14 protein-coding genes and 1 pseudogene are annotated in these 20,362 nt (G+C 63.8%); 5 read left to right on the top strand and 10 right to left on the bottom strand.

Annotated features, from left to right (window positions below):
- Positions 1 to 172 precede the first annotated feature (172 nt).
- The 4 genes from K7711_RS46110 to K7711_RS46095 all read right to left on the bottom strand — a co-directional run bounded on the left by K7711_RS46110 (position 173) and on the right by K7711_RS46095 (position 3,918).
- Positions 173 to 787 (bottom strand): hypothetical protein, encoded by a 615-nt coding sequence (locus K7711_RS46110; RefSeq protein ID WP_222979352.1) that lies wholly within the window; start codon positions 785 to 787, stop codon positions 173 to 175.
- On the bottom strand, positions 763 to 1,737 hold the full coding sequence (locus K7711_RS46105; RefSeq protein ID WP_222979351.1) for a fumarylacetoacetate hydrolase family protein: 975 nt from the start codon (positions 1,735 to 1,737) through the stop codon (positions 763 to 765). Before K7711_RS46105 ends, K7711_RS46110 begins: the two co-directional genes overlap by 25 nt.
- A gap of 23 nt (positions 1,738 to 1,760) precedes the next feature.
- The gene (locus K7711_RS46100) at positions 1,761 to 3,020 is read right to left on the bottom strand and encodes a thrombospondin type 3 repeat-containing protein (protein WP_222979350.1); all 1,260 of its coding nucleotides are present in this window, start codon (positions 3,018 to 3,020) and stop codon (positions 1,761 to 1,763) included.
- A 172-nt stretch (positions 3,021 to 3,192) separates the two neighbouring features.
- Positions 3,193 to 3,918 carry a TetR/AcrR family transcriptional regulator gene (locus tag K7711_RS46095; RefSeq protein ID WP_222979349.1) on the bottom strand — a complete coding sequence of 242 codons (726 nt, stop codon included), beginning with the start codon at positions 3,916 to 3,918 and terminating at the stop codon, positions 3,193 to 3,195.
- Positions 3,919 to 3,986: 68 nt separating this feature from the next.
- Here K7711_RS46095 and K7711_RS46090 point away from each other — a divergent pair, with 68 nt between their 5' ends.
- Both K7711_RS46090 and K7711_RS48235 read left to right on the top strand, forming a co-directional pair.
- Positions 3,987 to 4,733, top strand: coding sequence for an MBL fold metallo-hydrolase (locus K7711_RS46090; protein WP_222979348.1), 747 nt, complete (start codon positions 3,987 to 3,989; stop codon positions 4,731 to 4,733).
- A gap of 161 nt (positions 4,734 to 4,894) precedes the next feature.
- Positions 4,895 to 5,194: pseudogene (locus K7711_RS48235) on the top strand (IS701 family transposase); the annotation flags it as partial.
- A 481-nt stretch (positions 5,195 to 5,675) separates the two neighbouring features.
- Here the strand turns inward: K7711_RS48235 and K7711_RS46080 are convergent.
- The 3 genes from K7711_RS46080 to K7711_RS46070 form a co-directional block, all read right to left on the bottom strand.
- Positions 5,676 to 6,761, bottom strand: coding sequence for a protein kinase family protein (locus K7711_RS46080; protein WP_222979345.1), 1,086 nt, complete (start codon positions 6,759 to 6,761; stop codon positions 5,676 to 5,678).
- 1,035 nt (positions 6,762 to 7,796) lie between these two features.
- The gene (locus K7711_RS46075) at positions 7,797 to 10,076 is read right to left on the bottom strand and encodes an NACHT domain-containing protein (protein ID WP_222979343.1); all 2,280 of its coding nucleotides are present in this window, start codon (positions 10,074 to 10,076) and stop codon (positions 7,797 to 7,799) included.
- Between the two features lie 522 nt (positions 10,077 to 10,598).
- Complete coding sequence (locus K7711_RS46070; protein ID WP_222979342.1) at positions 10,599 to 10,946, bottom strand: hypothetical protein; 348 nt, start codon at positions 10,944 to 10,946, stop codon at positions 10,599 to 10,601.
- Positions 10,947 to 11,219: 273 nt separating this feature from the next.
- Between K7711_RS46070 and K7711_RS46065 the strand changes: the two genes are divergently transcribed.
- Positions 11,220 to 11,807: a hypothetical protein gene (locus K7711_RS46065; protein ID WP_222979341.1), complete on the top strand. Its 588-nt coding sequence runs from the start codon at positions 11,220 to 11,222 to the stop codon at positions 11,805 to 11,807.
- A 75-nt stretch (positions 11,808 to 11,882) separates the two neighbouring features.
- Positions 11,883 to 12,941, top strand: a complete 1,059-nt coding sequence (locus tag K7711_RS46060; protein WP_308015248.1) for a DUF6615 family protein — start codon at positions 11,883 to 11,885, stop codon at positions 12,939 to 12,941.
- A 625-nt stretch (positions 12,942 to 13,566) separates the two neighbouring features.
- Here K7711_RS46060 and K7711_RS46055 read toward each other — a convergent pair.
- Positions 13,567 to 16,032, bottom strand: a complete 2,466-nt coding sequence (locus tag K7711_RS46055; RefSeq protein ID WP_222979339.1) for an ATP-binding protein — start codon at positions 16,030 to 16,032, stop codon at positions 13,567 to 13,569.
- Between the two features lie 418 nt (positions 16,033 to 16,450).
- Here K7711_RS46055 and K7711_RS46050 point away from each other — a divergent pair, with 418 nt between their 5' ends.
- A complete protein-coding gene (locus K7711_RS46050) occupies positions 16,451 to 17,347 on the top strand; it encodes a GIY-YIG nuclease family protein (protein ID WP_222979338.1) in 897 nt (298 codons plus the stop codon).
- Between the two features lie 179 nt (positions 17,348 to 17,526).
- On the opposite strand, the gene K7711_RS46045 is transcribed toward K7711_RS46050, so the two are convergent.
- Together K7711_RS46045 and K7711_RS46040 are read right to left on the bottom strand one after the other, a co-directional pair.
- Complete coding sequence (locus tag K7711_RS46045; protein WP_222979337.1) at positions 17,527 to 18,627, bottom strand: hypothetical protein; 1,101 nt, start codon at positions 18,625 to 18,627, stop codon at positions 17,527 to 17,529.
- 676 nt (positions 18,628 to 19,303) lie between these two features.
- Positions 19,304 to 20,143 carry a competence protein CoiA family protein gene (locus tag K7711_RS46040; protein WP_235748857.1) on the bottom strand — a complete coding sequence of 280 codons (840 nt, stop codon included), beginning with the start codon at positions 20,141 to 20,143 and terminating at the stop codon, positions 19,304 to 19,306.
- Positions 20,144 to 20,362 lie beyond the last annotated feature (219 nt).

Here is a 20,362-nt window from a genome sequence, read left to right as displayed (position 1 = left end):
CGTTCTGTCCACAAAAATTCCGACACTCCCGGTCCCGCCAACGATAGTGGCGTCGAATTGTCACCGGCCCACGAACACAGCGGAGATCGCGCTGCGAGATATGTTCGCAGAGTTAGCCTTTGGTGTAGGGGCGGGCGCGCCTTGACCCGTGACACGGTTCGCGTGCGGTGTGTCATGGGGTCGGGGTGAAAGTCAGCGTGACCGGGTTCGCGGGACTGCTCATTACCATGGGAGAGCTGAAGAATTCGTCCATGGCCGGTCCGCAGCCGGTGAACCGGCCCATGTCGAATGCTCCGGTCGCGGTGAAACCCTGCCGTGGATCGGTGACGCCGGGCGCTGTCAGCGTCATGAGCGATTCGTCCGCGGTTCTGCAGGTGGGGGTGGACATGTTCCAAAACGGGAGCCAGTCGGGCCGCACCTCGGGGACTTCGAGGTGGAAGCGCTGGGTCATGGTCAGCCCGTGCGCATCGACGTGGCCGGTGGCCGGGGCGTCGGGGTGAATGCGAATATTGCTGCTGGTGTAGGGGAAGAGACCGAATTGGTGGCCGTGGTCGACCAGCGGGGGCAGCCACATGGTGCCGGTGATCGCGCCGGTGGCCGGGTCGAATGTTCCGGTGAGGGTGCCCGGGTCGATGGGTGCGTCGATGTTCTGGGTGTTCATGTGGGCGGTGCCTGCGATCGTGCCGTGCAGCGGCCGCGGTTGGGCGACGGCAGCGGGTGCGATCGCGGCCAGGACGGTGGTTGCAGTGGCTAGGAGGGGGGCTAGTCGGAGAGCGGAGGTGAGCATGGTGATCCTCGTGCGGGCCGGGGTGATCCGTTGCTGGATTCCGGTGTCGTGGTTGGGGGTTGGGTGACGGTGTTGGTGATGGCGCCGAGGTCGTCGATAGCGACGGTGATGGTGTCGCCGGGCTGCAGGTAGCGGTGGGTGGCGCGGCCGGTGCCCGCGGGGGTTCCGCAGGCGATGATGTCGCCGGCGGTGAGGGCGCAGTAGTGCGAGAGGCGGGCGATCAGTTCGACGGGGGAGGCTCGAAGGTCGGCGGCCAGGTGGGCGTGTTGGCGGATGTGACCGTTGACGGTGGTGTGCAGTGTGAGCCGGTCGAAGTCGATGTCGTCGGGGGTGGTGAGCCAGGGCCCGGTGGGGCCGTGGCTGGGGTAGCTTTTGGCCAGCCCGATCGCGACGGGGTTGTCGTGCCATTCGTGGACGGTGAGGTCGTTGGTGATCAGATATCCGCCGATCGCGGCCGCGGCGGTGGCGTCGTTCGCGGCGTGCAGATCACGGGCCAGGACCACCGCTAGTTCGCCTTCGTAGTCGAGGGTGGTGACTGCGGGTGGGTGGATGATCGGGTCGTGGGGTCCGCTGATCGCGGTGACCGCTTTGGCTGCGGCCCAGGGCAGTTCGGGGTGTGGGTGGGCCAGGCGGTATCCGGCGCCCATGCGCAGCAGCTGCCGGTCGGTGCGTGCCGCGCGGGTGAGTTCGCGCCGGTGTGAGTGGCTGTTCAACCCGATCGCGAAGAATTTCTGCGGGGTGGGCACCGGTGGGTGCAGTCGCACGTCGGTCAGGTCGTAGCGGGGAGCGTGGGTGAGCGAGCGGTGCAGGGTGTCGGTGGGAACCGACAGCAGTTCGTGCACGCCGCCGGCGCTACTCGCGGCGGCGGACAGGTCGGTGATCTCGGTGCCGGTGACGATCCCGGGCCGCGGGGTCTGGTGACCGGTGGGGGTGAATCGGGCCAGTCGCATGGTGTCTCCGGTGTCCTTCGTGATTAGCGGACGGCGTTCAGGAACTCGTCGATACTGGGCTGGCCCTTGATGACCCAGGGCATCGCGGACCATTTCCAGAGGAATCGTTGCTGCCCGGCGATGAGGTCCATTCCGGCCCAGCACGAATACACTCCGGTCTGGATCGCGCGGCATTCGTCGGTTTGTAGTGCGGCGGCGACGCCGGGGATCTGGACCTGGGCCGGGAATGCCTGCGGGCCACGCCAATCCATGAGGATCGCCTCGCGGCCGTCGATCACCGAAGGGCCCCGGAAGATCAGTCCTTCACGGGTTTCGGCGTTGGCTTGGCCGCCGGGACGGTCGGCATAGGGGAACGGCCGGATCGCTTGCAGGCCCGGGATCTGGTTGATCAAGCGCGCGAGCGGCTCGAATCCAGGTTGCTGGGTGAGGGCGGGGAAGAACTGGTTGGTGATCCGGCCGCCGTCGCGGTCGGTGTAGAGGCGTTTGCCGGCCCAGTAGTAGCGCATCAGCGCCTCCCAGACCGGCCGCAGTGTCGGGCCGCAATCCTGTTGCGGGGCAAGGGATGCGCCGAATCTCGAGGCAGCGCCGTTCGGGTCCCGTGCCGCAGAGCTCAGCCAGTCGGCGAGCTGGAGTTCGGCGGCCCAGTCGGTGCACATCGGCAGGGTCATCGCCAGGTTGCCCGTGCCCGGCGAGGGATCGGTCGACATCGGGGCAGGGGATCCGCCCGGCATCGGCCCGGATTGGCCGAGATATTGGAACACCTGCCAGCGCACCGAATCGGGCAGATCGATATAGGCCTTGGTGGTGCGCATGTAGTTGCCGTCGTATCCCGAGCACGCCTGTCCGAGTTGGGCGTCGTCGCGGAACGCCGCGCCCGGGTGGGCGGCTTTCCACTGCCGCGACAACGCCGCGGTGTCCGCGGGCCCGATCGGGGCCGCGGCGCGGGCCGGGGCCTGGTCCGGGTTCGGGACCAGCAGGCAGTTGTCGCGCCAGTTCTGTACGCCGTCGTGGTCGAAATCCGCCCAGGCCAGCGCGTCCTGGGCGGGTGGGGGATTGGCGGCGGTCCACCCGCCCGGCGGCGGTGGCACCGGATCGCCCAGCGGGGGCGTCGGCGGCGTCATGGCCAGCCGGGGCGGCACACCGAATCGTGGCGGCGGACCCCACGGCCCGTCACCGGCCCAGATGTTCGCGGGTTGCGCGGCGGCGAGAGATGGATCGCACAGGCCCGCCGCCGCGGCGCACACCAGCAGCACACCGAGTACAGCTTTCGGGCAGCGCACCATTGCGGCCCTCCTTCGTGTCCCCTCCCAAATGGATACGGGTTCGTACACTTCCGGAGAGTACATTCCCGTATCTGCTGTGGTCAACACCACACACTGGGCACGGCAGAGCGAGCGCGAATCACCGCAAGCGAACCAGCGGCAACACGGGAAGGGCGGCGGGGCGATCCGGGGGTCAGGGCTGAGCTGGAATCCCTTCGCGCAGTAGCTGTTCCATCAGGTGCGCCGGGACCAGAACGTGGTGCCATCCGGGAACGGTGGGGGTGTTCGGGCAGGTCTCGGCGTCGACGAGTCCGGAAATCAGCGAGGCCATCGACTCGCGCATATCCTGCTGGGGTGTGCCGCTGTCGAGGGCGTAGATCGCCGCTTCGCGCACGCCACCGAGCAGGAACACCGACTCGAACAATCCGACCGGGCGAGCGTCTCGATCGCGGCGCAGCATGCTCAGCAAGCTCGACGCGAACTCCAGTAGCACCGTGCGCTGCGCGTCGTGCGCCTCGGGGCCGAGCGCGGGCAGTTCCCGGAACACCGCCAGGGCGACCTGCGGGTCGCTGTAGACCGCGTCGACCCAGGCCATCAGAGCCTGTTCGGCCTGTTTGTGAGCGGGCGAATCCGGATCGACCGCAGCGGTGACATGGGCGAGCATGTGCTGGCTGTAGACCTCGTACATCGCGAGAAACAGGCTGCCGATATCGTCGAAGTGCTTGTAGAAGGTCTTTTTGGATGCCTTCGCCTGCGCGCACACCTTCTCCGAGGTCATTCCCTGATACCCCGCCCTGGCGCGAATCTCGGCCGCCAGCGCCGCGATCAGTCGAGAGCGCGGATCGCGCCCCTCGGGAATCAACACGATCGCCTCGTCATCGCGCACCGGAACCGATGCCTGACCACTTGCTCCACTCATATGGGTACGATACCGTATCGTCAGATGTGTACGGATCTGTACTCAACTACCCCTCAAGGAAGCACCTCGTGCGAATCCAGCCGTTCACCCATTTCACGCAACTCACGCGATTGCGGTTCAGCAACTGCTACCTCGTCCGCGAGGACGACGGATACACCCTGATCGACACTAGCCTGGCAGGCTCCGCGGACGCGATCTTGACTGCTGCGCACCAACTCGGGGCCACCATCGCCCGGATCGTTCTCACACACGCCCACCACGACCACGCCGGATCGCTGAGCGCCCTGCGCACGGCGCTGCCCGCCGCCGAGATCATCGTCGGACACCGCGAAGCGCGCCTGCTGACCGGCGACCTGAGCCTGGAACAGAACGAACCGGCCGGGCGGAAACTGCTCTCGCGCACCTACATTCGTCACCGGCGACCCCCGCATCGCACCGTGGTCGGCGGCGACCGAATCGGCTCCCTGGAAGTGATCGACACCCCCGGCCACACCCCCGGGCACATCTGCCTTCGCGACGTGCGCGACGGCACCCTGTTCGCCGGAGATGCCTACCTGGCCATCGCCGGAGTTTTCGTGTGCACCCAATTCCGCTGGCAGTACCCATTCCCGTGGCTGTACGGCACGTGGCACAACGAACTGTCACTGCGATCGGCTCGGTATCTGCTCGACTCCCGCCCGACCCGGCTGGCCACCGGTCACGGGCCCGTCGTCGACGACCCCATGCGCCGCATGGCCGCCGCATTGGAGAGCACCGGGCTCACCACCCAGTGCGGTCGGCCCGCGCCGAACCATCACCATTACGACCAGCGATGAAAAATCCCCAGAGCAGTCACCCCACCTGCGGTGACCCCAGCGTCGGGCCTGGATGTGGGCCTCGCGGGGCCACCCACTGCGAGAGTCTTCACTGTCCAACACGAGCGTGAACCAGGGACGTAAGGACGTACCCGGCCCAAGATCCGTTGCCATCGGGGCCCGTGTTGGCTCGACGCGCACTGACCCCGAACAAGAAAGGCGAGCTGGAGATCGCCTGCTACCTCTGCTACGGGCCCGCTTCGTCCAGGCTGGTGGACCTGGCCTGGATCGTTGGGTCCAGATGGCATGTGGAAGAAGCGTTCCAGCAGGCCAGGAATGAGGCCGGGCTCGACCACTACCAGGTCCGCGACTGCTGGGCCTGGTACGCCCACATCACCTTGTCGATGCCCGCCCCGGCCTACCTCGCTGCCTCGAAAGCCATTGCCGCAAAGGGGGACTCGGAGAACTGGCCGCAGACATGATTGCCCTGACGTTACCCGAGATCCGCCGCGTGCTCGCCGCACTCGTCCTCATCACCTCTGATGGCGCCTTGCCGGACACCGTGGCTTCACTGCCGCCTATCTGGTGAACTGGCTGCTTACCGCCCCCTGTACGGGCTCAGGCAGGAGGACCGGGAGGCGCGCGCCGCGATGGCGCGCGTTCTCCGAGGGCAAACCGCCGGAGGACATTCCGGAGGAGGCCGCCGCGATCCTCACTCGGCACGCCGACCGCCGTGGCGATGTCCGCGTTCATGCGTGCGTTCCAGCAGGAGAGCCGCCCCCATACCCGGGCCCGGAGATCCGCCGCCTGCTGGGCGGCCAGGCGGCTGCGCTCGCTCAACCCGTGTGACCGACCGGAAGCGGTTGGCCTCGGTGGCAGTAGCAGATGCCCTGTGCGGCAATATATTTCGGGCCGATCTATGCTCACTCGGCAACAATGCAGCGCGTTTCGCGGACCGGAAGTCTATGTTGGCCGATGGCCACTCAGCTCGGCAATACCATGGCAGCCGGGCTGGAATCCGGTGGCAGCGCAGGCTTTCGCCAGTTCCGCCGCGGGAAACGGCACCGCGCGGTCCTCGTCGCGTAGCTTTGCGTAGAAATTGTTGAGCACGGCGGCGATCGGCGCGTACCGCTCGACGATCACCCGCGTCTTCGGCGGCAGCGGATCCGCCGCGTGCCCTTCCGCGACGCGCCGGATGTAGGCGATGCGCCCGTCCTGCTCGGCCAGCGCGTGCACCAGCCAGTTGACCAGGTGCGTGACGACGTAGCAGCCGTCGTGCGTGCGGTTGAGGTCGCAGAAGGCTCGCTCGTCCGCGGAAAGCGTGAAGCGGTCGGAGGTGGCCAGCCCGAAGTCGGCGATGTGGATCCGCGTGCCGTCGGTGACGAAGTTCCGGAAGTGCGTGTCGCAGTGCAGCAACCCGTCTCGGTTCATCGCAAGGACGGACTCGACGACCTGCGTTTCGACGTCCTCGACGACGTCGTCGATGGTGCCGTCGGCAATGCGGTCGTAGAGCCAGTCGTGCAGGTTCATCGGGAAGTATTCGCAGAACAGCACGACGCTATCGCGGGCGTCCTCCAACTGCTCGAGCCGTTCGCGCACCTGCGCCGACCCGCCCCAGAACGCAACGTCCGCTTCGCGATCTTCAGAGGACAAGCGGCCCGGCAGCGACAGCACGCGCCAGTGGTGCAACAGCGGAAAGTGCGGGTTGCGGCCTTCGAGCACCCAGTTCGTGGTCATGACATGTGCGGCCAGTTCCCGCCAGACGGTCCCGCCACCCAGCACCCCGAGCCCGTAGTGGCAGTAGGGCGGCACGTCGAATATGTTCGCGGTCGACCGCCGGTGCTCCTTCCGCAGCTCCAGTTCGGTCGCCGGCGTCCGTTTGGCGAACACCGGGATCCCGTCGACGTCCAGCCGCACAGCCGCCCCGCCGATCCCATCGCTCACCAACGGCGCCGAGTCCAGCCTCGCTTCGAGCTCCCGGTCGCTGAGCAACCCCAGCGCCGTCGACACCGCAGCGTGCCGCTTGATCCGTTCCCCAGAACGAGCCACTCCCGCCACGCTACCCACTCAGGCAGAGGCCTCCGGCTCGCTCATGGACACCGTGACAGCGTGGTATTCGAAGTCCGCGACCAACCACATCCGCCCGCCCAGCGCACGGATGTCAGAACACTGCGTAATAGTCATGAGCGCTCACGCGTTCCGGGGGTGGCCAGTGCGCGAGGATGAGCCTACGGCCGGACCGGCTCCGACGCAGTTGCACCAGGATCCATGTGCGCCGGTTGCACCGCCGTATACAGCCATGAGCCCATCCAGAAGCCTTGCACGACCTGCCGCTCGGCTCCAGCTGTGCAAGCTGCAGCATGGAAATGGTTCGGATAACTACTCATATGCAAGAAAGCCGCAGGTCGTTGACCTGCGGCTTTGTCGTTCTGTGGAGCTAAGGGGACTCGAACCCCTGACTCCGGGTCCTTAACCTGCACTACAGAGAACTCAACACCTGGTCTACCAGGCGAAACAGCAACGTCAGAGAACTTGGCGGAAGTTGATAATCGGAACCGTACCGATCGTGTGCTGACGCCGTCAACACACGGAGATGGTCTATTGAGGGAGACGTCAGGCTGAAGTTGCTGGCCGCCGGATTCGGCACCACGGCTGATTTCGGCTACTAGTGAACAGTTACTGCGTGCGGTTGCTCGGCTACGACGACCGTAGGCTCACGGAGTAGTAGCACTCGCCAGTCTCGTTGGCGTGCCGCTTTTTTCGTGCGAACATATCTTCCAATCGAATGCGTCCTTCGAGGCCGCAGTACAGGTCCGGGCCGTCCATGAGTTGCTCATACCACGGTCCTGGCCAAGATGCGTGAACGTGGAGTTCCCACGCGTGACGTTCATCGACGACCGCGAGCATAAGCCGGAGCAGCACATTCCCTAGCGTGAATGCTGTTGTCGCAGGTTTGTGCCCTGGGCGCCAACAAACTACGGCCGCAAGGTGCTACGAAGATGGCAAACCACGGCAGAACGGTGGCTGCGTTCTGCTGGCAATATCCATGTTCCCCATGTTCCTCGGCTGCTGGCCCGAGTCTGACTAGGTGTACTGACCATGGACGCCTAGGTGTGTGTTGGTGATGAGGTGGTCTTGTAGCCGGGCGTGGCGGAATTGGTAGACGGCCCCCGGTTGTCGGAGCACGCCTCGCTTGTAAGCGTCGGTTAGGAATGCTTGGACCCGCCAGGGGAGACGGCCGGTCAGCGGCAGCCATCCTCGCACCAGAACCAGCCAATAGATCCATGCGCTGGTAGCGCGCACGCTTAGAAACATCGCCACGAGCGCGACCGGAAGCGCGGCTTCGAACGCGCTGAGCGCCGTCCAGGCCCCAAGCCCCCCGAGAAGCGCGATGGTGAGCATCTTACGGAGCGCGTTTCGTCGGTCTCTTTCCAGCGATTGTGCGACGCTGGTTACGTCAGAGGCGTCTGTGGGTGCCTCCAACCCGAACGCAAGCGCAAACGCGGGTCCGCCCACTAATCCGTCCAGTATCCAGTCCCAGCGCAGGGAGGCAAGCCCTTGCGTGATGCCATGCGCGTCATGCATGGATGTGAGCCCCTGTATTACGTTGGCCGCGAACCCAACGGCAACACCAGTCGTGAGGCCGACCGCGAATCTGCTGGCGATGAAAACGGCCCGTCCGCGGATCTGAGGGCGGGTACGTGTTGGTTGAGGACCTTCTTCGCGAGGTCCGATGAGACCAGCCGCAAACCCGGCCGCGAACCCGAACAGTAGACCGGTACTGAGCCCTATCTCGACCGCAAGCATTGCTGGCGAGTAGATCTGGGCCAAGAGCAATCCCACGGTCAATATAAGGCCAGCGAGGAGGCTGATTATGAGTCCGACCGCGAGTCCGCGGGTGACCGCGCCGAAAACGGATCGCGTAGTGCCGCGAGGACGTTTGCCGCGGAGCGCTCTGGTGAGTCCTACGGTCAGCACGCTCGAGAGTCCGACCGCAAGCGCGTACACGAGCCCGATCGTGAGCATGAGGCCGAAGTCGGCTTCTTTGTAGAGCACGCCAGTGAGCACGATTGCCAAGCCGACGACCATTCCATCGATGAGCGCGAAGGCAAGGTTGCGGTGGAATCGGGGGATGGTGTCGCGCAGTTGCCACCAGGCCAGGTCGCGGGTGCCTGCTTGCTGGAGGTGGCTAGCGAGATAGGTCAGATACTGGTGGGCGCGCTCAACGGGCCACCGCCGGGTGCCGCCTAATTGGTCGGCTTCGTAGATGGCGGGCACAAACGCGTCCAACAGGCGGTGCTCTACAGCGGACGTGGTGGAGAAACGGTGCGTATCGAGCAGTTCTGTGGGGTCGTTGCCGGGGGTGTCGCTGTAGATGGTGCGAGCCAAAAACACCATCAACGGGTTGGTCAACACCCGGCGCAACATCGCCGGGCCCGCGGCATCTACCTCGGCGCGCATCCGCTCGAGTATCGGGTCCCAGATTCCGGTGCGATGTCCGGCTGCGGTGCGGGGGAGGTAGCCGGACAGATCCTCCATGGTCAGGTTGTCGAGTTCGACGACTGCGGCAGCGGTGAGCACGTCCGCGGCATGCACTGCGGTCGTGTACTGCTCGACTCGGCTGGTGATCACCATCGGAGCTTGCGGGCTTTTGTTGAGCTGGCGTAGTGCGGCCGGATGTAACCCGGCGTCGATTTCGTCGAATCCGTCCAGAATTGGCATGACTCGGTGATCGTCGATCAATGCTGCTGCCCGAGTGGGCCCGCCCTTTTGGACGCGGGCGGCAAGGCCGGGGTGGTCACGTGCAAGTTGCTGGGCCAGCCATACGGGGAGCTTTGTGGTCTCGGGGTTCCAGGAGCCGACGTTGACGATAACCGGCACCCGCTGGCCAGGGTGGCGGGCTTCCAGTAGGTCTAAGGCCAGGCGGCTGGCCAGCACGGTTTTTCCGGCTCCGGCCGGGCCGAGAAGGACCAGCCGATGAGATGGGATGCTGCGGTAGACCTCTCCCAGCTGCTCGATATTCCCGGTCAGGACTAGAGGTTCGGCGGTGGCGCCTGCGGGAAGGCGGCGGATGTTGGCCCAGTGATCGGTCAGCTCGGCAGCGGCCGGGTGCCAGCGTACCGGCAATGCGACCGGGTCATGTATCCGGCGATGCCCTTCTTCTCGTTGCCACAGTTCCTGCATTCCCCGAGCCAGGCCCTCGGTCCACTCGTCCATCTCGGACGGAGTGGGAGTGCTGGTGGCGATGAGGACATCACCGTGGATCGAGTGGGCCTGCACGACCGGACCGCGAACCACGCCGCTGACCTCGTTGCGCACGGTCGGTGACGGGAACTTCGAGTCACTATCACCGTGCTCTCCCATACTCTCATGATCTCAGAGAATAGGGCACACGTGGCCGAATTCGTCTGCGCTCTCAGCCAATTCGGTCCCTGCACGTCCCCCGCGTGCTAAACCGTAAGTGTCACAACCAAGTCCAAAGGCACGGGGTCGATCCACCCGCAAACACTGAATAAGTAAAAATGCCGTATCTGGGCGTTGGTTCTTGCCGATAACGGTTGGCTGACAGGCGATCTCGAAGAGCGTTTGGGGCGGCCGTCCATCGAGGTGTCCGCGGTTTGCGGGGGCTTTTCCCGTACCGGTTGGCCGCGCCTGGAGGCTGCGAGGTTGGAGGGCTCGGAGGCGTTGTGGACGTCTACTGTCCCGTGATGCCTGCTGGTGCGCAGGAGCCAGGTGAGGATCTCTGCAGGACAGGGCGTTCCAGGTGTGGACACGATCGGCCAGGATCGCGGCCTTGCGCTGGGTGGAGGGATGCCCCCGAACCGTGCGACCCGGGGGCCCTGCCGTTGTGACGGCAGCGGACCGAGCTGAGCAAACGTCGACGAGTCAGAAGGTAATGTTGCCTTGAATATCCCTAGCTTGCACTACGTTTCCGGATACGGAACCAGAAACGTCGTTGGTGAGGCTGCCGTCGCCGACTCGCCCGTCGATGGCCAACTTCGCCCATTCGGCACGCAGTCTGGTTCCGAACTCTGTATCAGTCTGCTCGGCACGTTCGAGAGCTTTCGCCAGATTCAGAACTTCAGTCGAGTCCTCTGGTGCGCCTGCTGCTTCATCGAGTACTGCGGTTGTCTCTCTGGTTTTGGCGAACTTCTGGCGCACCAGGTCGTAGACACCACCGGCCGCCTTTGCGGCAATGGAGCTAGCGATGGAAATCAGAACCGGCTCAACCATTTTGGTCCCCCAAGCTCGATGCGTCTCCTGTCTACCGTACACGACTGGCAACCTCGACTTTCGATCTGCGTGGCCTCGTCTTGCACGTACCGGGCCGTCATGGACTACAACTGAGGCAGTAGATTCGATGGAATGGGGGTGCCACAGTTGGCTTCATGGCTGTCCAAGTTCAGGGCGCGATGGAAGCCGAGCCCATCGACGGGCGAGGCTGCAACAGCAGAACGTGGCCCTGCGTTACACAACCAGGTTGTCGGGAACATGGCAGGCGGGGTTGTGCAGGCACAAGAAATCCACGGCGATGTCACCTTCGGCGCAGAGGGCTCCCCGAGGCTTCTCGATCTGCCGATCGTGGTGAGCGTGCGGCGCCTTCCGGGCACGGATGTGGTTACGGAGTCCGTCTCGGACGACGATCCGTTCCCGGCCACACGTCTGCCGGTCGAGGACAAGATCCGGGTGTTCCTGGAAGCACGCAGTGCTCAGGCCGTGATCTTGCACCGGGTGAGGGCCCGTGTTCTCTTCCGGCGTCCGCCACGGAGACCGATCGAAGGACAAGCCTACTTTTACGGCACGATGCAGCCGCGGGCCTTCAGAGTCGATCTCGATACCGATGTGCCCCGGGTTGAGGCACTCGGTGTCGATCTGCCGTACACGATAACGGCGAGCGACCCCGAACTGTTCGAGTTCTTCCCTAGGACAACCATCGATGAGGTGGTCTGGCGTTTAGAGCTGCACTGGATCTACGCAGGCGAAAACGGAACCACCGTGATCCCTGACGACGGGGGCGTGTTCCAGACTTACCCATACATTAAAATCGGTGATTTCGGCGAGCTCCCGGAAACGCTCCCCTGGGAGAACGACTAAGTTTGCGATTCCCTGGCACCAGGGCCTTGCGTAACGGTTGTCGGGCTTGCTCGTCAAAGGAGGCATCTTTCATAAATGAAGGTAAGACCACGGCCTAAACGACGTTGGCCAACGGCGGACTTGAGCGTGCTGCGTGCCTTTATGGACGAGCTGGCTGCGCAGACTTGGTGGAAGTACCGCGACGGCCATCACCTAGGGTTGGCACCTGGGGAAGAGTCGGTAACGGACGCCAACTTGCTTGAGCTGCATAGGCGATTTCCACAACTAGCTGTCCGACGCCTCACAAAGGCTGCGGAGAAGCGAGTGGGCGCAGACTGGGAATGGTGGGTCGGCTCCGCCTCAGATGGGTGGCTGTGCCTGCGGATACAAGCCAAACGTATCAATGCCTCTGGCTATCCTATGCTGGACCACCCCGGGTTCGAGGACAACGACCACCAGTACGACACTCTCATCGAAGCCTGTCGAGATCCGCACTTCCTCCCATACCACGTCTTCTACAATGGCTGGGAGCGGACACGATTCCAGGCGCCGGATGGTGCGCGCGCTGACAGCCTCGCTCTGGAGAGCAACCCATTTTTTCCTCACGCGGAACCGCCGCCTTTCCTCACCGCCGATGTTGATCCTCACCGGCGTCCAGAAGTACGCATGGTCCGCCCAAATGGGCACGAGCCGGAGTGGTGGGGATGCGCGGCGATATCGACATACCGAGTAGCCGAATTGCATTCGGCACCGAAGAAACGGAATTACGCGCCGCGCTACCTCGCTCACGCAATGCCCTGGTCACGGTTATTCGCGACATGGCCAGACGAGAGGCTCCACGATGCCAGCCCCCTCGCGTTCGAAGAAGCGGGACTACTCGACCGAATCCACTATCTGCTGCTACGCGACACTGTCGCCGCTGGCCAGCTCCAAGACAGCAACAAAACCCTGGCCGGTCCCGAAAGCATCGCGGACCTACAGCGTCAACGCGCTTCCGTGCTGCCGGACTATGCAAGGGCAATTCTACGTGGCCGCACGACTCCTCAACGGTTCGACGAAGCGTTCTTCGAAGCAGAATTCGCTCCTGCTACCCACACAATCATTACTGACCTCACGCAATTCACCGAAGGACATGACATCGCCCGCCAGTGGTAGGATGCGATGCGGTGATCGAATTTAATTTCTCCGCTAACAGGCCAAATTATATTGCAATGCATCAGTGATCAAGCAGCGCGCAAGACGATTGAGAGGGGACTCAAGGATCCGCGCACATCAGACGAGCACAGGGTCGATATCAGGGTAAATTTGGAGCAGCCCCAACCAATTCTAATCCTCATCGCAAACTTGTGGGCCCGGCAAGGCAGCCGGTGCTTCATATGACCTGGTCCGCACGAAGTTCGCGGCGAGTCGGCGCGACACCGTCACACTCCAGGCCGCGGCGGCGCCGACGAGGGCGCCCAGCAGATCTCACGCTTGGCCGAAGTCTTAGAACAGGCTGAAACCGATGACGCCGAGTTCAAAGCTCGATTGCGTACCGAGTGGGCGCAGATATCCGGCACTGGCTATTCCTGGGATAATGCTGTCGCCAAAGACATTTCGGGAGCTATGTCCGGAAATGCCGTGCAGGGCCGCAACATACAAGGCGGACACAACTTCTGAGGAACTCCCCGGCGACTGTGGTGATGGTCCGAGCAACAGATCGGGGAGGAGAAGTGGCCGTACGTCTTCCTGCGCGGTGCCGTGGTTCCCTGTCGAAACTGACCTGGCCTGCGCTACAAGTTCAGGCGGGATCTTGTTGGGGCGGAGGTCGTTTCGCTAGTGCGGCTTGTTGCAGAGACACTCCGATGGAGTCGCGTAATGCTGTCGCTCCAGGGTCGTCGAATTCGCTGATCAATGTCAGCGCTTCGTGCCAATAACGTGTCGCGTCGGCGTGTGTGTGGAGATCTGTCGAGGCTCGAGCGAGATGATCGAGGGCAACGGCCATACCCCATGTGCTGTCGACGCTTCGGTACAGTTCGATCGCTTCGAAATGGCAGCGGACCGCTTGCTCGGGCTGGCCGAGGAGCATGTAGGCGGTTCCGGTGGCGTCGAGTGTTTCTGCTTCTCGGTTTCGGTCGCCGAGTTGGCGGTGGATGACTGCTGATCGCTGGTAGGTGGCTAGTGCCGAGTTCAGATCTCCGCGGTCTCGTTGGATATTGCCGTAAGCGATGAGGATGTAGCCTTCCCAGAGTTTCGTCCTCGCCATCGGAAGCGCTGTTTGGGCCCAGTGGGCAGCCTCGTCGAAGTGACCGAGTCCGTGGGCGGCGCGCATGAGATTGACCAGATGTGCGTATTCGGACGGGGCGGATTCGTGCGAGCGGATCATGTCGAGAGTGGAAATGGCATGATCGTATGCTTCCTGATGCTGGTCGGCGGACAGGTAGACCCAGGAGCGGTTCGTAGTGACTACCGCGAGAAGGTCCCTGTAATTGTTTGCGCTGCTAAGTGTTTCGGCTTCCTGAAGGTAGGCGTGGGCGAGGTCGGGGCGCCGCGCGAGACCGTTGATCAGTGCCAGGAGATTCAAGATGATCGCTTCCCCTCGTGGGTGGCCGGTTCGCCGATACAGTGCGAGTGCCTCGCGGCCTGTGGCCTCGGCTTTGTCCAGGTGGTGGACTTGCCGGTACGCCATGGTCAGCGATTCCAGCAGAATCGCTTGTGCGACAGTGTCGTTGAGTCGTCGCGCGGCCTCAAGCCCTAGCTCGGTGGTGGAGAACCAGTCGTCGAAGGTGTTGAACGCGCTGTAGGGCCGGGCGAGGAAAGCCGGTATCCGCCATGCGATCCGGTCGTTGCCGGTCTCGACCGCCACGCGCACGCAGGCGGTCAGATTTGCGCGTTCGATGTCGAACCACGCGAGGGAAGTGTCGGGGTCGGCGAACGTCAGAGGCTCGATATCGGGAGGCGGTTCGGCTGAGGCGATGTGCCGCACAGTCGATTCGGTTTCGGGAATCGGAAACTCTTTCTCCCAGTTGTCGAGGGTGTGCATGTACCAGGCCAGCACACGTGTGATTGCGGCGTGGCGGTCCTGGGCGGTGTCTTGGTGGCGGACCCGGTCTGTGGCGTAGGCGCGTAGTAGGTCGTGGAATTGGTAGCGATCACGCCCGATCTGTTCGAGCAGGTGCACTCCCACGAGTACGTCGAGCAGGTTGCTGGTGTCACGTACTGATCGTGCGGTGAGGGCTGCGGCGGCGTGGGTGGAGAATTCCGGGCCTGGATGTAGTCCCAGGAGCCGGAACAGGCGGGCAGCTTCGGGTGGCAATGCCCGGTAAGACCAGGCGAACACGGTGCGTACCGCGTCGGCTTCCTCGCCGTCCTCGGCCGAGAGTGCGGACCACAGGCGCGATTCGTCGTGGAGGTTCTCGATCAGCTCGCTCATCGGCATGTGCGGGCGTACCGCGGCACGTTCGGCCGCCACCCGCAGAGCCAGCGGTAGCCGGGCGCACAGGCGGGCGAGTTCGGCGATGTCGTGTTCGCTGTCGCCGCGGCGGTACCCGGCCACGGTGCCGGCGAGCAGCTCGATCGCGGCGGGTTCGTCGAACAGCTGCAGGTGCACGCGATGGGCGCCGTCACGGGCGACCAAACTCGACAGACGCGAGCGGCTGGTGATGAGCACCAGACATCGCCCCGCACCGGGCAGTAACGGTCGCACCTGTTTCACGGTGGCGGCGTTGTCCAGCACGATCAGCGTCCGACGCTGCGCGAGCAGGGTACGGAACAAAGCGGCCCGCGTCTCCAAATCCAGTGGCAACGACCCGGGTGCGACACCGAGGGCGAGGAGGAATCGTTCCAGGGCTTGGCCGGGGGTGATCGGTTCGCCGGTGTCATAGCCGCGCAGGTTGACGTACAACTGGCCGTCGGGGAACCGGTCGCGGACTCGATGCCCCCAGTGCACCGCGAGGGAGGTCTTTCCCACTCCCGCTGTGCCGATCAGCACACACACTCGTCCCGCCCCCGGACTACCGGCCTTTTGTTCGAGCACACTGTCGAGGCGGTCGAGGTCGGCGACGCGGTTGACGAATCCGTGCACCGCGGCCGGGAGCTGTGCGGGAACAGGAACACTCTCACCGGCCGGGCGGTCGCGGCTAGGGGAGTGGAAGTGGACTCCACCGGCAATGTCCCTGGCCTGCACCACATCTGCGGCACTGCCGGACAAGTCCGACCGGGTACCACCCTGGCCGCGACCGAACTGCCCATCCTCGCCTGCGGTCATCGCACCCCCACACATCCAATATCAGGATTATGCGTCGAATCGAAAGCCGTTGCCAGGTAATGCTCAACAGCTCACGCGATCCCCAATCAGCCCTGTCTTGACTAGCCGCGACGGCTGCCCAGGTGATTCTGGCGCAGTCGCTGCACCTCATGGGTTGTGCTGCAATCGTTTTCGGCCCGTGCGGTCGTCCGGCCAGATGACCAGGCGGGGACTGGAGGATGTATCGGTGCATCGGGCATGGTGCGCGCACATGCAGCTCAGCTCTTGGCTGGCAATACAGCACTGCGCGTGAGGGTCTCATCGGGTGGTGACTCAACGAAATTCTGACCTCTGGGGGGCTCAGTTGTAACGGGAGGTTTCGTGGCAGGGACATGCACGGTGCTGGTCGGTGCAAACACGTCGTTGAGGGGAGATTGCTGTGGGAGATCGTTTGAGGAGTGAGATCGCCGGGCATCTGCAGCGGTACGTGTACGCCCTGGTCGATCCACGAGACGGTGTCCCGTTCTACATCGGTAAGGGCACCGAGAGCCGTGTGCTGCAGCATGGTTTGGATGCCGCGAACTGGGCCGAGGACGAGGGCTCGGAGGAGCGCGACCGGAAGTTGGCCCGTATCAGCGAGATTGAGCAGGCGGGTCATGAAGTGGATGTGTGGATCTTGCGGCGGGGCCTGACCGTTGCCGAGTACAGCGCCGTCGAAGCGACCGTCATCGATCTGCTCAGTACCTTCTCGATCGCGCCTTCGCTCGACAGGACCGCACGCACGCCTCTCGTGGCCGGTACGCCTTTGACCAACAAGGTGCGTGGCTCGAACGCTGAGTTCGGCATCGCGCGGTTGCGTGACATCGAAAGAGACTTTCGCGCACCGGACCTCACCACCCGCACGCCGCTGCTGTTGGTGACCCTCGGCACCTGGGTCGACGGTACCGAACGGCTCCCCGGCGGTGGCACCCGTGTCGGCTTCGGTTTCAAGCCCGAGTGGGCTGATTCTCAGCGGCTTCAACACGAGATCGTGGTCCTGGGGCAGTCGGTCTGTTGCTGGTGGACTCTTCAGCCGGCGAGTGTAGAAAAGCGGGGTGTCGAGCATATGGTGGCGCTGTACCGCGGGGTCACCCGAGGCTTGTTCAAGATCGTGCCCGGCAGCGCTGAGACCGTATCCGCAGTGACAGCCGAGGGAAAGCCCTTCAAGCGTTCGGGCTATGTGGTCGAACCGGTCATCTCGGGGGCGTTGTGGGAGGACGTGGTGGGCCGGTTCGGTCACCGTGTCCCGAAAAAACGCGGCGAACGAGCACAGTACCGGTACTGGCCGTATAGGTGAGGCCGGAAAACAGGCTCACCCGTATGGATCGTGATGTGATGGTCAACGCATGTCGGATGCCACGAGTGGTCGAATCGTGATCGACGGAGCGCGGGTGGCTCAGAGATCTGCTGACCCGATATTCAGGTCCTGTCAGGCCCGCTGTTGGCGGATCTGGGCACGCGCACCGCAGAGTGCCCTTAGCCAACCGGGAGTGTCACGAGTTGTGGAAGCCCGTGGTCGGAAAGGTCTTTCGGGAGCCAGTCGGGCTCTGTTACATAGGCGGCAACCCACCGCTCCTGCTGCTCGGTCGCGTCGTCGCGTAGCGCAACCACGACCGTCTCGCGGACGGTGTGTGCACTGACGAGGCGCCGCAGTCCGTGTCCGCTTGTCGAGTGTGTCGCCTGGTTCTCAGCTTTCGGGTTTGTCGCGCCGAATGCTACGGCCGGGCCGGAGGAGAGGACGACTCCTGCCAAGTGGCTGGAACCGGCGAGGTCTTCGCGGAGGTTGGCCGCGACTCGTTCGACGCGCTCGGTCCAGTCCAGCGTGGCGAACTCCGTGAATTGGAAGAAGCCGTCAAGTGCGTCGACACGCAGCCAGACCGGCAGCGGCCCTGCACTTTGGCGGGCCTTCCCCTGGAGGGCTCGGCCGAGACGCCGCCAGCCGTCTCGTGCCGCGATCGCACCGACGAATGAGCTTTTCGCCATCGCGGAACCTGCTCGGCGGACCTCTGCTCGCCCTGTCGGCGACTCGACACACTGAACTTCGTGTTCGCTGCTGGCTGCCGCTGTTTCGATGGCATCGAGCCAAGCCGCAATTTCGGTCCTGTCGTCGTGGTCGATCAGTTCCGCCGCTATGCATACGTTGTGGCGAAGTTCGAGTGCGGTCACTGCTTGCCAAACCTCATGGTTGGACTTCTCCCATACTTGGTCGACATCGGCGCGAGCAAGAGAGGTGATTTCCACTAGGAACGCTGCTCCTGTCGAAGGTGCAACCATCACATCAGCTTTGCTTCGGCTGCCCTTGATCTCCGGCTCGAACGTGATGGCCCAATCGGGACTCCCGAGGGCGCGAGCAACTTCGAGCTGCAGGAGGGCATGTCGCCAGTCCGCGGGGGTGACACCTCTCTTGAGCCCCCGTAGCACTGACGCGAACGTTGGCTCCTTCGCTGCGGCTTCCAACCGCAACACCAGCGCCAGGAATTGTGGAAGTGCCGCGGTATGGAACATGAGCATGTTGAACTCGGGCGGCCACCAGCCCATGCGCTCGAACTGACGCTCCGGCCAGGTCGGACCGAGCACGCGTTCCACTCGATCAATCGCTTGTCCGACCGCAGCAGATACGGCTGGACTCGAGTCCGCCCCGGTGAGTCGCTGCCGCAGTGCATTCCAACTCGGCCTTTCATCGTTCACCGAGAAATAGTCGCAGCTGGGCGAGCAGTTGTCGTGCTCGTTTCGCACCGTGTTCAGGGGGGAGCCGTTGGGTGCTGCAAGAGCAGGCTGCGTGGAGTTCGGTCAGAAGAGGGAAAGTTGGTCTGGGCTGGGAGTCCGGCGACTTGTGGTAGATCGGTTTGGGCTAGGCGTTTCGGGCGGTGCAGGCAGTTGGGAGGTTGATGATGTTGGTGTGCGATGGATGTGGACCGGCTGTTGTGGTGCCTGCGGTGACCGAGGGTGGTCGCGCGACGTGATGGGGTGCGGTGCGCAGGTGGGGATATCGGTCGGGGTGGTGTGCGGCGAGAGTACGTGTCCGCAGTTGATGCATTGCACAAGTTGATGTTTCGTGCTCGGCAGTCGGAGACGTGGTGCGTCTTGGTACGCGGGGACGTGGCCAACCTCCATGAAATGGTTTTGGAGTTCAAGCCAATTCAGATGCGCGAGTGCTTGCGCGTCGATGGCGGGGCGAGATGGGGCAGGAGCGGCGGCCTTCGCGGCGGACCGGGCGGATCCGGTAGGGCGTGTGCGTGGCGGGATGGCACGTTCACTTCGGTTGTGATCTTGCTGCCGGAGTTTGAGTGTTCGGGTTCTGTTGTATTCGCGTGAGTTCCGCGGCCAGTGAGTCTTGCAGGGCTGCGGGGATCGCGATGCCGTGCGGGGTCAGAGTGAGGTCATCCAGTGAGTACTGATGGGGTATCAGCGCGTCGTGCATACACGGCGGCAGGTGCGGAACTCGGTGAACGATGTCGTCCTGGTCTGGTGGCGTGGGCCACAGGGGCCGGTGTGGTGCGCCAACCATGAGGGTGACGGATCGCTGGTCGGGGTCGAAGGACCACAGTTGCTGTTGGTGGTCGGGGTCGCTGAGGACGATCCGGTGCGGTTGGCTGGCAGGGTGCCATAGCCAGATATCGACGACGCCGTTGTGTTGGTAGTCGTGGTGCCGGTTGATCCATTCCGTATCGGTCAGGGGGCAGCCCTGCACCTCGATGGCGACCTCGCGCTCGTCGGCGAACACGATGCGAACATCGGCGCGGCGTTCGTGGTTGGGCAGCCACACCTCGGTGCGGGCGTCGATCACGCTGGGCTGTGTTCGCGCCCATGTCGCGAGCATCGTTTTGCTGGTCAGGTGCCATATGGTTTCGGGGTTGTGCCGACCGGCGGGCGGTGCCCAGCCTGATGGGTGGGCGAAGTGGGGCCGGCGTTGGCCGCCCACGTGGGATCTGACGACGACCGGAACACTGCAACCACGTTCGGCGTAGCAGAGAGCGCACACCAGCGACCGGTCACCTGCGATGCTCTTGTCTCGGAGTTCTTGCGTACGCGGATCGGCAGGATCCGTTGGCACGCAGACATATTGGCCACACGCGAGATCGAGCGCGACCATGAGCTGGTTGGAGGAACCCACCTCGAAACACCCCTGTCGAATAGGACGGCAAGCCTTCCGGCAATGGCCGGAAGGCTGTGACGGGCCGCGCTATTCGAAGAGATTTGGGGTTCGGCTGAGGTGAATTCAAGGAGCCTGAATCGGCTGAAGTATCAGTATGGGTATGTATCGCCGAGTGAGTACGAGAGCTGAGTTGTGTGTGCGGTGCGGTCCGTACCG

The organism is Nocardia coffeae, assembly GCF_019890715.1.
Taxonomy (GTDB): domain Bacteria; phylum Actinomycetota; class Actinomycetes; order Mycobacteriales; family Mycobacteriaceae; genus Nocardia; species Nocardia jiangxiensis.
This window is presented reverse-complemented; position numbering and strand designations above follow the sequence as displayed.